This window comes from Panacagrimonas perspica (assembly GCF_004364935.1).
Lineage (GTDB): Bacteria > Pseudomonadota > Gammaproteobacteria > Nevskiales > Nevskiaceae > Panacagrimonas > Panacagrimonas perspica.
The window spans coordinates 77481-89726 of sequence record NZ_SOBT01000011.1; the positions used below are offsets into that span (position 1 = coordinate 77481).

The window sequence follows — 12246 nt, forward strand, 5'->3', positions numbered from 1 at the left end:
GTGGTGTCTCCAGTGGCGACCCGGGACTGCTTCATGCGACCGGTTTGGCATGGACATCTCCCTTTTCCCCACGAGCCGCGCTCTCACGGTGGTCCCCGGCCGACGGAACTCGGCGAAGCTCGAAGTGCTCGCGGGCCCGACGGGCAACGGCGTGATTGTCGCCAGGACTTTGGCGATTGGCATTTGTGGGACTGATTTCGAAATCCTCTCGGGCACCTACGGATGGGCACCGCCTGACGTGGAGCGACTCGTCATCGGACACGAGTCGATCGCTCGCGTGGTCGAGGCACCGGCGTCATCGGGTCTCACGGCGGGGGATCTGATCGTCGGCATCGTGCGTCGGCCAGATCCCGTGCCGTGTCCCTGCTGTGCCGCCGGCGAGTGGGATATGTGCAGGAACGGGCAATACACCGAGCGCGGCATCAAGGAACTCGACGGGTTCGCGGCCGAGTGGATCCGGGTCGAGCCGGCGTTCGCGGTCAAGGTAGATGCGACGCTCGGGTTCCTCGGGGTACTGCTCGAACCGGCGAGCGTAGTGGCAAAGGCGTGGGACCACGTAGAACGCATCGGCGGACGCGCACGCTGCTGGAATCCGCGAACCGTTCTCGTCACCGGCGCAGGCCCGATCGGCCTGCTCGCCGCGCTGCTGGGTAAGCAACGAGGCCTCGATGTCCATGTGTTCGATCGCGCCGAGGACGGCGTCAAGCCCGCCCTCGTCCGGGACCTGGGCGGCCACTATCACTCTGGCAACATCCGCGCTCTGCGCTCTCTGGAGCCTGACATCGTGATCGAATGCACCGGGGCCGCACCGATCGTGATGGACGCACTCGAGCACACCGCGCGTGCGGGCATCGTGTGTCTGGCGGGCGTTTCCTCCGGTGGACATCGACTCAGCCTGGACATGGGGGTGCTCAACCGGCAGATCGTTCTGGAGAACGATGTCGTATTCGGATCCGTCAATGCCAACCGCAGCCACTACGAGATGGCCGCGAGCGCGCTGGCGAGCGCGGATCGAGGCTGGCTCAACCGGATCATCACGCGGCGTGTAGCCCTCGAACAGTGGCGTGACGCGTTCGAGCGGCGGCCGGGCGACGTCAAGGTGGTCCTCGAGTTCGAGGCTGAAACGTGAGTTCGCGGATCGAGGACTACGCGCTGATCGGAGATTGCCAGACGGCCGCGCTGGTCGGACGCGACGGGTCCATCGACTGGCTGTGCTGGCCGCGGTTCGATTCCGACGCGTGCTTCGCGGCGCTGCTGGGGACCCCGGAGCACGGCCGATGGCGAATCGCGCCGGCCGCCACCGACGTCGCAACCCATCGCAGCTACCGGGGCGACACGCTGATTCTCGAGACCACTCACCGCACTCCGGAAGGCGAGGTGACGGTCATCGACTTCATGCCGCCGCGCGGATCGGCCTCGGACGTCGTGCGCCTGGTCCGGGGCGACCGTGGACGTGTGGCGATGTGTATGGAGCTGGTCGTGCGTTTCGGATACGGAGCACAGGTTCCCTGGGTCACGCGCGCAGCCGACGGCTCGCTGCGGGCGGTGTGCGGCGCAGAGCGGGTCGTGCTGCGAACGCCGGTTGGCCTGCGCGGCGAAGGCGCGTCCACCGTCGCGGCGTTCGAGATCGGCGTCGGGCAGGTCGTTCCCTTCGTCCTGACCCACGGTTCGTCGTGGGGCGAGCCGCCGGGGCCGATTGACCCGCACGACGCACTGTCCTCGACCGAAGCGTTCTGGAACGACTGGATGAGCCGCTGTAGTCCGGAAGCTCCGCCAGCGGTGCGCCGCTCGCTGGTGACGCTCAAGGCTCTGACGTACGCCCCGTCCGGCGGGATCGTGGCCGCACCGACGACCTCGCTGCCCGAACAGATCGGCGGCCGGCGGAACTGGGACTACCGGTTCTGCTGGGTGCGCGATGCGACCCTTTCCCTGCTGGCGCTGATGAATGCCGGCTACTACGAGGAAGCACACGACTGGCGCGACTGGCTCCTGCGTGCGGTTGCGGGCAACCCTAAGCGGATGCAGATCATGTATGGCGTCGGCGGAGAGTCGCGTCTGCCGGAGTGGGTGGCGGAATGGCTGCCCGGCTACGAGCAATCGGCGCCCGTCCGAATTGGCAATGCTGCCCACTCGCAGCTGCAGCTCGACGTGTATGGCGAGCTGATGGACGCGCTGCATCATTCCCGCCGCGGCGGGTTGACGGGCAGCGAGCCAGCATGGGCGCTGCAACGCGCGCTGATGAATTCGCTGGAGCAGATCTGGGAGCGACCCGACGCCGGCATTTGGGAGGTCCGCAACGAACCGATGCACTTCACCTATTCAAAGGTGATGGCCTGGGTGGCGCTGGATCGTGCGGTCAAGGGCGTCCAAGACTTCGGACTGTCGGGGCCGGTGGCGCGGTGGACCGCGCTGCGCGACCACATCCATCGCGACGTCTGCGCGCGCGGCTACGATGCCTCGCGTAACACGTTCGTCCGCTCGTACGGAAGTTCGGACCTGGACGCCAGCCTTCTGCTGCTCCCGCAACTCGGCTTTCTGCCCTGTGACGACGCGCGCATTCTCGGCACCATCGCGGCGATCGAACGCGAATTGCTCGTCGACGGCTTTGTGCTGCGGTACCGGACGGATAATGTCGACGATGGCCTGCCGCCCGGCGAAGGGGCGTTTCTCGCGTGTACGTTCTGGCTTGTCGACGCCTGGGTCCTCACCGGCCGGCGTGAGGAGGCGCAGCGCCTTTTCGAGCGGCTGTGCGGTTTGGCCAATGACGTCGGTCTTCTTGCAGAGGAATACGACGTCGAGCGGCGCCGGCTCGTGGGGAATTTTCCGCAGGCCTTCTCGCACATCGCCCTGATCAACAGCGCCTTCAACCTCGCCCGCACTTCGAAGCCGGCCGAGCAGCGCGCAGGACACGAGCGCGAATTTTCGCCCACTTGAGCGGCGCCCGAATGTCCCGCCGCGCCTGATCATAAGAACCCTGGCCATGACCCGGACCCAATCCCGCCATGCCGTCCTGTTCCGTATGGTGATGGAAAAACGTCTGTCCCTTCGGCTTGAAGTCGCTCGACCTGCTGCAACGGCGGGGATTCAGCGCGGAGGATCACCCTCTCCAGACGCGCGAAGAAACGACGCGTTCATAGGCGACAACGGGGTCGAGACAACGCCGCAGACCTTCATCGATGGCAGGCGAGTCAGAGGATACGACGACCTGCGGCGATTCTTCGAGGAGAAGGTCCTCGCATCTGACGCCACCAGCTACCGCCCCGTCATCGTCGTCTTCGCCATGGCTCCCGTGATGGCTGCGCGAGTACCTGGTACGCGAGCCGCGGGCTGCCGACGATGGTGCTGATCGAGCATTTCGCGTCGATTGACGTGTGCATTCTGGCGATCCAGAAGCTGCAGGATCTCGAAGGCTTTTCGACGATGTTCGTCTGCTATGACCTGCTCGCGCGCCGCCGGTGCAATACGCCTACCTGTATCCCTTCGCCGAAGCCCTGTCTGGCCTGCTCATGCTCGCCGGCGCGGTGCCCTGGATATCCGCGCCGCTCGCGCTCGTCATCAGTGGGGTCAGCGCCGCCTCCGTGGCCTATGCCGTCTAGGACCAGAAACGCCAACTGAAGTGCGCGTGCGTTGGCGGCGGATCAGAGGTGCCGCTCGGCTTCGTGTCCCTCAGCGAGAACCTTTTGATGATTGGCATGGGCCTGTGGACGCTCTAAGGAATGGTGCACCGCACGTCCTGAAGCGAACCGGCAAAGCCTGACCGTACCCCCATCGCTCACGCGACCCATCGCGAAAGAGCATCGAAGGGGTGTGGACCTCGCCCTTGCCTGTCAGGCCGACGGACCCGTGATCGTCTCGCACTTCACTTCGACACCGGCGAGGCGCGGATGCGTCAGATCGCGATCGCTCTTCTGAGTAAATTTCCGGACGGTGACGCCGCTCAGGTGATAGGTGCCCGGCTCTAGGTCTTTGCGGGCCGCCGGCACTCTAAGGGTTGCGTCGGGTCGCGTTGCGAGAGCCGCTCCTGCGCTGTTGGAGCCTACCCACTTGAGGAGCGCCGGGGGGTTGCTGCGGGACCCGCCCGCAAGCGTGACGCACAGGTGACCTGCACCCTTCTGCGATTGGGCTGGCGCTTCGGCAAGCACCGCCTCATCGAACGTTCCCTTGCCGACGCCCTCAATGGCGAACTCGAGTGCGTCCGGATCGCGAGAAGCCTCGTCGCTGGACGTGGCCGCCGGTGCCATCAGGAGAGAGAGCGCGGCGCAGCCGGCGGCGGTCAGCTGCAGGTGAAGCCGACGCGAGGGAGGACGGGTGGCGCGGAGGAACTGCATGGAGCGAAGCGAAAAGTACATCGGGATCTCCGTCGAAGGCGGATTCGCCGAGCTTGTCGCGCGATCCGCGTGGGCTTGGAGGTTGGACCGCGATTCGTCTGCTAAGTGCGGTCCGATCCCGTCATCAAAAGGGAGGTGAGGAGGCTCACGTACGTGGCACCTCGCTCGATCGCACGCACCAAGCCGTCGTTGAATGTCGGCACGAGATGTCAGCATCGGCCGCCAAGATGAATCGAGCCGGACTCGCTTGGGGCTCGAAATCGGCAACGGGGCGGCTACACCCACGAAGTACTCCATCTCACCCCTTTAGTCTGCGTCGTGCTCTTTGAGATCGACGCAGGACGCGGCCGTCTCCGGCCGCCCTTGAGGCACTCACCGGTTCCTTGTCGCGAGTACCGGAGACGGCTGTGCCAGACGCACCAGCGGCTCTCCGCGCTCGGCCGGCCGCGCTCGCTCCGCCGGAGGGAAGCCAGGGAGCGGATGCCCTCGAACGCCGATGCAATTCCTGCTCTCTGTGCGCATTGATGATCGCGGTCACCAAGGGGTCGAACCGCTCTTTAACGACGTCTTCGCGCAGAACGTTGTGCATCTCCTTACCGACGCGCGTGCTGTGGATCAGGCCAGCTTCGCGAAGGATGCCGAAGTGCTTCGACAGCGTTGATTTCGGAACCCGACGGTCGCTGACCTCCAGGAAGCTTTTGCAAGTGTGTGCACACTTGGAAACCGCGATCTCCGCAAAGATCTGCGCGCGAACGGGGTCTGCCAGGGCGTAAAGGATTCCTTCGGGGGTAAGGTCGTCGAGTGCGGGATGAACGAGAGGACGCATGCTTCGATGAAAGGAGGGTGACGCTGTGAACATATCACCCGGTTGACATTCAGTGCCTCAGTTCCTATGTTCGGAACTGAGGGCGCTATTTCGCGTGCCGGGATTGCCGGCCCCCGGAAGACGATCTCTGCCGGCGCGGTCACCAAGAATGAAAGGAGATGCCGTGATGAAAAAGGTGCTGATGGTCGTCACGTCGCACGATCGACTCGGCGACACGGGTCGTCCCACGGGCTTCTGGCTGGAGGAGTTCGCCTCTCCCTATTACGTCTTTCGAGATGCGCGCTTCGAGGTTGTTGTCGCCTCTCCTAAGGGCGGACGGCCGCCGTTGGATCCTAAGAGCGCCGAAGCCGGCTTCCAGACGGATGCAACCCGCCGATTCGAGGCCGATACCGAGGCGGGGCAGGTCCTGGCGTCGTCTCAGTTGCTGTCCGCGCAGGATCCTGCCGGGTTCGACGCTGTGTTCTACCCCGGCGGCCATGGCCCGCTCTGGGATTTGGTATCCAATCCCGATTCTCTGCGCCTGATCCGCACGATGCATGCAGCCGGGAAGATCGTGGCTGCGGTTTGTCACGGCCCGGCCGCCCTGTTGAACGTGTCCATCGACGGTATTCCGATAGTCCGGGGCCGCAAGGTGACCGGATTCACCAATACCGAAGAGGAAGCCGTGGGCCTCACTCAGGTGGTGCCGCTGCTCGTGGAAGACGAGATGCGCCGCCTCGGCGGCCTGTATGCAAAGGGTGACGACTGGGCTCCGTTCGTCGTCGTCGACGGCAATCTCGTTACCGGCCAGAACCCGGCATCGTCGGGGCCCGCCGCCCGCGCCGTGGTCGAAAAGCTCAGCTGATTCTCGGCAGTCGGTCGCCCCTGCCCATCTGTCCGTAGCAACCGAAGGAGGAGATCACAATGTCAGCATCGAAGAATGCGATCGTCACAAACGTCCAGCAGCTAGCAGGTACCGCGGCGGCACGCGCACTGACGCGGGACGGAATGAAGGTCCTGTGCCACGACCTGGCGTTCGTGGACGAGCCCGCTCGCAAGGCATTCGAGAAGGACACCGGGCTCGTCGCGACGAAGGAGCAGGATCCGGGAAGGCTCGTCTCAGAAGCTATCGAGCGATTCGGTCACGTCGACGTCCTGTTCTCCAATGACGTCCATCCTGCGGGTTTCCTTCCGATCGAGCAGATCACGCTCGATGCCTTCCGGGCGACGCTCGAAGCGCTGCTCGTGATGCCCTTCGCGTTGATCCGCGCCGTCGCGCCGCACATGAAAGAGCGGCGTACCGGCCATATCATCTTGCTCTCCTCTGCGACGCCGTTAGCGCCATATCCGTTCTCCTCTGGCTACTGCGCGGCGCGGGCGGGCGCTTCGAACCTGCCGAAGTCGCTCTCGCTCGAGCTGGCGGAGCACAACGTCCAGATCAACGCCATTCTTTCGCAGTTCCTCCATAGCGAGCTTTACTATCCGCGCGCACTCTTCGAGGAGAACGCCGAGGTCAAGGCATATCTCCACGCGCATGTACCTGCCAAGCGGCTCGGCGAGCAAGAAGAGCAGGCCGAGCTCGTCGCATTTCTCGCGTCAGACAAATGTAACTTCATCAACGGCCAGACCATCCCATTCACGGGTGCTTGGCCAGGCATGCCGAAATGGCCGGTGCAGTTGTAGGGGGATCGTTTGTTCGCGGACGACCGAATGCTTGACCGCGTGACCAACCGCAGCAGGTTGAATGACGGCTGCCACTGACATGAAATCGATGTCCTCCTGCCTTGCTGGTCAGCAGCCCGCGGAAGGTCGCTGACCAGCCCGAAGCAGTCCTGGCCGCGAACGCAGCAAGCAGTCAAAAGCGGACACTTCAAGATTGAGATCTCACCCCGACGGGCGCGCACGCCTTCGAGCCAATGGCTTGATCAGGCGATGAGTCGGTAGCAAACCCAGAAAATCATGCCTACCTGAGCGAGGAAGAAGGTCGCACGTAGCAGTACGAACGCGGGGGCGGTGCTGATGAGGTGCGACACGCCCTGACCCACACGCGCGGCCAGGATGAAGCCCGCGACGCCATCCACAACGGGGCTCTTGCTCATAAGTGCGGCGATCACCACGACGGCAGCGAAGAGCGGAAAGTTTTCCACGCAGTTGAGGTGCGCGCCCTTGGCGCGGACCATCAAGGGTGGGTCGCGATTGACCTCGGCGCGCTCCCAGTCCGCGAACTTGCGACCGCCGAACAGCGCCATCGGCACGCGCGGGAACGCGTAGGACAGCGTCAGCAATTGCATCCATGCCACGTACAGCAGCACGGCAATGAACCCCGTCATGGGTATTCCCTGAAAGTTGAATTGAGAGACGCCTTACGTACTCATCCCGCCAACAGATGCAAAGATCGTCGCCCTCGATGTCCATCGGCACCGCGTTTCTGCACGTCGTGCGGACGATTCTTGCGGTTATTTCGCCGCACCGGTATCACCGACGTGCTGCTCGGAATTTCCGGAATGGCGAGCGAAGTTCTTGGACTCGTCTCGCAAGCCCGCAGGTGGGGTGAATCGCTGATCCTGGCGTGTGAAAGTGGGTTCAGTCGTACTTTGGCCTGCGTCCGGTTGCATGCGACATCATTGCTGCCGCTTCTCGGCGCCAACGCTTCATCAAGCGTGGCGGCGGGCCACTCGATAGCGGTCAGTGTCGACGGTCTGCTCCTGGCACCTCTGCGACGGCCGCTGATCAGCCCTTTACTGACGGTTGCTCCGCCATTTGACTGACCGCAAAGCGGACGTTCGAATATCTATCGCGACGTGGGAATGGTTCGGAGCCGCCGAGTGCCGAGGATCTTGAGCGGCGAAAACGCATCAGAAAACTCGACCCGTCGCCATCGGGGAGTGCAATTGCCGCAATCCGCAATAAAGCCCGGCACCCCGAGTGGTGCCGGGCCGTTCCGAGACGACTTACGCGGCCTTCTCGACGACCGAGAGCGTCGGCGCGGTCCCGTTGACCGCGATGCGGCGCGGCTTGGCGGACTCAGGAATGCGGCGGACCAAGTCCACGCTGAGCAGGCCATTCTTCAAGCTCGCGCCGTGCACCTCGATGTAGTCGGCGAGGCGGAAGCTGAGCTTGAACGCACGCTGCGCGATGCCGCGGTGGAGGTAGTACGTTTCGTCAGTGGTCTCGCGCTTGGCGGAGCCGATGGTGAGGACGTCCTTCTCGACTTGCAGCTCGAGATCCTCCTCGGCCATGCCGGCGGCGGCCACGACGATGCGGTACTCGTCCTCGCCCTTCTTCTCGACGTTGTAGGGCGGATAGGACGCCGGCTCGGCGCGCGTGAGGGATTCGAACAGGTCGTTGAAGCGATCGAAGCCGATGGTGGAGCGATACAGCGGTGAGAACGTGGTCATGGTGACAACCTCCTGGTGTTCAGCGAAGTGGATTTGAGAGTCGGAGCCCGGACTTCGGCGCCCCGACACTTCGGGAAGTATGAGCAGGGTCACAAAGTTTCAAGACGGGGGGCGTGAACAAAATTCTTCGCGGTGACGGGTATTTGCACCGGCCAGCCCCTCTGTCAGGCGTCGGCCCGACAGAGGGCCGCATGTTGTCAGCCGTCGCCGCAGAAGAAGTTGAGCTTGTTGCTGTCGAGATCGCGGAAGTAGCCGATGTGGAACGCGGGGCCGCGGGTGCCCGGTGCGCCCTTGTTCTTAGCCCCAAGCTTCAAGGCAAGCGCGTGAAGGCGACTCGACCGATTCGTTGTGGCGGGAAGCCGGATGTCGCTTCCGCAGCGCCTCCGCTGCCGACGCTCCGAGAAGCCAGGGCTCAGCCAATCGCTCGCGAGTCGATGTAGAAGATCGTGTGGCAGAGCGTGATCGCGCCGAGTGGCGCAAGAGTCGGATGCGCGAATCACCTCACATAATGTCCGGCGGACCCATCGGAAATGCAGTTCCACCCACTTAGCCAGCGACGGACCTTGGTCGGCACCGCCGTTGGCGCCATCGACGGTCGCTGATCAGTCCATGGCCGCCGGTCGAGGTGGCTCATTAGCCGATCCAGGAGCGGACGTTCGCAGCAACGCGCTTCGTCGGTTGCGACTCATGCGGGACACGACATCTGGTCAGTCTGAACGCCGGACGGATCTTTGAGATTCTGGGAATACGTCCGAGCGATTTTGAACCGTAACGACAAGGCGAATGCTGTAGGTCGCTGCGGCAAGTGCGGTGTCTGTACGGACGCGTGCGACTCCCAAACGGAGAAAGCGCCTGAGCATCAGCCCAGGCGCCTCAGATCCAGGTCTTGGCCGGCATTACCGGTGTGCCGGTTACGGCTTGTCGATCGCGATCACGACAGTGCCGAGCTTCGGGTTTGCGAGACCATCCAGGCTCGGGCCGTTCGGGTCCGCGCACTCCGCTGTGGTCTTCGTGCAGGTCCGGATAGACGGCGCCTGAGAGACGGCATCGGCGAAACCGTCGAGGCTGGGGCCGTTCAAGTCGTGGCAGCCGTTCTGGATGACGCCAGCCGGGACCGCGAAGCCGTCGAGGCCCAGGCCGTTCCTGTCGTTGTAGCAGACGCCCGGCTTGGCGCCAGCCGGGGCCGGGACCACGAAGCCATCTAGGCTGGGGCCGTTCTGATCAGGAATCTCGCAGTTGCCCTTGCTGGGGCAGGTCTTCAGTTGCTTGGGGGTGGCGAAACCATCCAAGCTCGGGCCGTTCATGTCGTTCTTGCCGTGCTGCTTGACGCCAGCCGGGGCCGGGACCACGAAGCCGTCGAGGCTCGGACCATTCTGGTCCGGAAGGTCGCAGTTGCCCTTGCTGGGGCAGGTCTTGATCGAGGGCGCATCCGCGGTCGCAGCAAACGACGGGGCAGATACGAAGGACAGCGCGATGGCGGAAACGGCGGCAGCGAACTTGAGCGTGTTGATGAGGTTCATGGGAAATCTCCGGTGAGGTGTTTGGCCGAAGAGATCGTCCCTTCGATGGACGCTACTTTGATCGCCGCCGCTCCGAACATCCTTCCGACGGATAAACAAGATTCACACTTCGCTTACACCTCCCGCAGGTAGCGCTCGCTGGCGCGCTATCTTCTTGCGCCAATGCGACTGTCGCAGTTCAGCCCGAAGCCGACTGTCGAGCCGCTCACTTGATCGACCGAAAGCGGACAGCCGTGGGCTACCGACTCTGCCAGTAGCGCGTCTGTCGCTGTTCAGTCCGAAGCAGACGTTGTGCAGCGTGAGCTCCACGAAGACTTTTCTGCGGTCTGGGATTGGAGCGCCTCAAGCGACGCTGCGATGTGGCACGCGCAATCCAAGTTGACAAAAAACGAACACTTTGGATACGCTCTAGTACCGCTGATGCAAGGCGGATTGGACCGCGCCACAGTGCAATGAAGACGCACCGTGTCCGCTGTAAAACGATCTCAGACCCGTCCGCACCGCCCTGGCGCGCGAGATGGGCAACCGCGAGGACCCCATCATGAAACCCAAGAATCAATCAGCTGGCCAAGCCGAGTGGATCGATGTCCTGATCATCGGGGCCGGTTTCGGCGGCCTTCGGATGCTGCAGGAGTGCAGGGAACTCGGACTGGAGGCCATCATCCTCGACGCTGCAACCGATCTCGGCGGCACCTGGTACTGGAATCGTTATCCAGGCGCTCGCACCGACACCGAGAGCTGGGCGTACTGCTTCTACTTTTCCGAGAAGCTCAACGAGCAGTACAGCTTCAAGGAACGCTATGCGACCTGGGACAGCTCGCTCGACTACCTCAACTACGCCGCCGACGCGTTGGACATGCGCCGCCACATGCGCTTCGAGCGCCGCGTGACCACGGCCCGATACATCAACTCGGAGAACGTTTGGGAAGTGCAGACGGACACGGGTGAGACGTATCGGTGCCGTTACCTGGTCAGTGCCAGTGGCGTGCTGTCGGTCGCGTACAAGCCGCCCTTCAAGAACTCCGAGGCTTTCAACGGCAAGGTCTACCTGACGGCGAACTGGCCCAAGGAGCATGTCGATTTCGCGGGCAAGCGCGTGGCGGTCATCGGCACCGGCGCGAGCGGCGTGCAGGTGATTCCGATCATTGCGCACGAAGCGGCCCACGTAACGGTTTTCCAGCGCACGCCGAACTACGTGCTGCCGGCACGCAATGCGCCGGTGACGGACGCGCAGCAGCGCGCGATTCGCCGCGATTTCCACCAGATGGTCGCGCAGTGCCGCAAGCAGGTCTTCGCGTTCCCGATGACCGATTCGAAAGTCGCTCTGAAGAGCGTCTCGCCCGAGGAGCAGCAGCGCGTGCTCGAGCGGGGCTGGGAGATCGGCGGGTTCCAGTTTGCTTTCGAGACGTTCAACGACATCCTGACCGATCGCGAGTCGAACGCCGTCGTGGCGGAATTTGTGCGTAAGAAGATCCGGGCGATCGTCAAGGATCCAAAGACGGCGGAAATGCTCTGCCCAGACTACGCGCTGTTCGCCAAGCGTCCGCCTCTCGGTCACTTCTACTTCGAGACCTTCAATCGGCCGAACGTGAATCTGGTGGATGTGAGTGACGACCCGATCGAAGCCATGACGGCTACGGGCCTGAAGACTCGCACTCGTGAGTTCGGAGACTTCGACGCCGTGGTGTACGCAACCGGGTTCGACGGCGGGACGGGAGCCCTGGTGAAAATCGACGTTCGCGGCACCAACAACCAGTCGATCGCGGAGACGTGGCGCAAGTCCCTGCAGACCCAGTTCGGCATCTGCATGAACGGGTTCCCCAACTTCTTCATGATTTCTGGCCCGCAGGCACCATTCGCCAACACGCCGATGATCGTGGACCGGGCGGTGACCTGGATCGGCGATTGCATCCGTCATGTCCAGGCCTCGGGCGACACAGTGGTGGAGGCGCGCGCGGAAGCTTGCGAGAACTGGACGAAATTCGTGCAGACCACGATGGACATGACCGTGCTGGCCGATGGCGCAGGCGTGAACTCCTGGTTCCTGGGCAAGAACATTCCTGGAAAGCTGCAAGCACCACTGTTCTTCTTCGGCGGTGCGAACAACTACTTCATCGAGCTCGAAAAGGAGTCCGGTGGAGGCTTCAAGGGAATGCAGTTCCGGCGCCCCACGATCGACGCGGCCGCCGCGTAGC

At 63.4% G+C, this 12246-nt stretch carries 10 protein-coding genes and 2 pseudogenes; 7 read left to right on the forward strand and 5 right to left on the reverse strand.

The window, feature by feature from the left end:
- Positions 1-49: 49 nt before the first annotated feature.
- From DFR24_RS19910 to DFR24_RS25410, 3 genes and pseudogenes are all read left to right on the forward strand, one after another.
- Positions 50-1129: a glucose 1-dehydrogenase gene (locus DFR24_RS19910; protein WP_133883206.1), complete on the forward strand. Its 1080-nt coding sequence runs from the start codon at positions 50-52 to the stop codon at positions 1127-1129.
- Positions 1126-2934: a glycoside hydrolase family 15 protein gene (locus DFR24_RS19915; RefSeq protein ID WP_133883207.1), complete on the forward strand. Its 1809-nt coding sequence runs from the start codon at positions 1126-1128 to the stop codon at positions 2932-2934. The genes DFR24_RS19910 and DFR24_RS19915 overlap by 4 nt, the downstream gene beginning before the upstream one ends.
- 46 nt (positions 2935-2980) lie before the next feature.
- Positions 2981-3713 (forward strand): annotated as a pseudogene (locus tag DFR24_RS25410) (MauE/DoxX family redox-associated membrane protein).
- Positions 3714-3827: 114 nt separating this feature from the next.
- Here DFR24_RS25410 and DFR24_RS19925 read toward each other — a convergent pair.
- Positions 3828-4349: a hypothetical protein gene (locus DFR24_RS19925; RefSeq protein ID WP_133883208.1), complete on the reverse strand. Its 522-nt coding sequence runs from the start codon at positions 4347-4349 to the stop codon at positions 3828-3830.
- A gap of 475 nt (positions 4350-4824) precedes the next feature.
- Here DFR24_RS19925 and DFR24_RS25020 point away from each other — a divergent pair, with 475 nt between their 5' ends.
- Positions 4825-4989, forward strand: a complete 165-nt coding sequence (locus DFR24_RS25020) for a hypothetical protein (RefSeq protein WP_246051730.1) — start codon at positions 4825-4827, stop codon at positions 4987-4989.
- 6 nt (positions 4990-4995) lie between these two features.
- Here DFR24_RS25020 and DFR24_RS25415 read toward each other — a convergent pair.
- Positions 4996-5187 (reverse strand): annotated as a pseudogene (locus DFR24_RS25415) (hypothetical protein); the annotation flags it as partial.
- Positions 5188-5320: 133 nt separating this feature from the next.
- Between DFR24_RS25415 and DFR24_RS19935 the strand changes: the two are divergent.
- Both DFR24_RS19935 and DFR24_RS19940 read left to right on the forward strand, forming a co-directional pair.
- Positions 5321-5998 (forward strand): type 1 glutamine amidotransferase domain-containing protein, encoded by a 678-nt coding sequence (locus tag DFR24_RS19935; RefSeq protein WP_133883210.1) that lies wholly within the window; start codon positions 5321-5323, stop codon positions 5996-5998.
- Between the two features lie 59 nt (positions 5999-6057).
- Positions 6058-6816 (forward strand): SDR family oxidoreductase, encoded by a 759-nt coding sequence (locus tag DFR24_RS19940; protein WP_133883211.1) that lies wholly within the window; start codon positions 6058-6060, stop codon positions 6814-6816.
- Between the two features lie 242 nt (positions 6817-7058).
- Here the strand turns inward: DFR24_RS19940 and DFR24_RS19945 are convergent, their stop codons facing one another.
- The 3 genes from DFR24_RS19945 to DFR24_RS19955 form a co-directional block, all read right to left on the reverse strand.
- Positions 7059-7463, reverse strand: a complete 405-nt coding sequence (locus DFR24_RS19945; RefSeq protein WP_133883212.1) for an MAPEG family protein — start codon at positions 7461-7463, stop codon at positions 7059-7061.
- 621 nt (positions 7464-8084) lie between these two features.
- Positions 8085-8531 carry an Hsp20 family protein gene (locus DFR24_RS19950; protein ID WP_133883213.1) on the reverse strand — a complete coding sequence of 149 codons (447 nt, stop codon included), beginning with the start codon at positions 8529-8531 and terminating at the stop codon, positions 8085-8087.
- 911 nt (positions 8532-9442) lie between these two features.
- Entirely contained in the window at positions 9443-10051 is a 609-nt protein-coding gene (locus tag DFR24_RS19955; protein ID WP_133883214.1) for a hypothetical protein, read from the reverse strand.
- Positions 10052-10592: 541 nt separating this feature from the next.
- Between DFR24_RS19955 and DFR24_RS19960 the strand changes: the two genes are divergently transcribed.
- Entirely contained in the window at positions 10593-12245 is a 1653-nt protein-coding gene (locus DFR24_RS19960) for a flavin-containing monooxygenase (protein ID WP_133883215.1), read from the forward strand.
- Position 12246 lies beyond the last annotated feature (1 nt).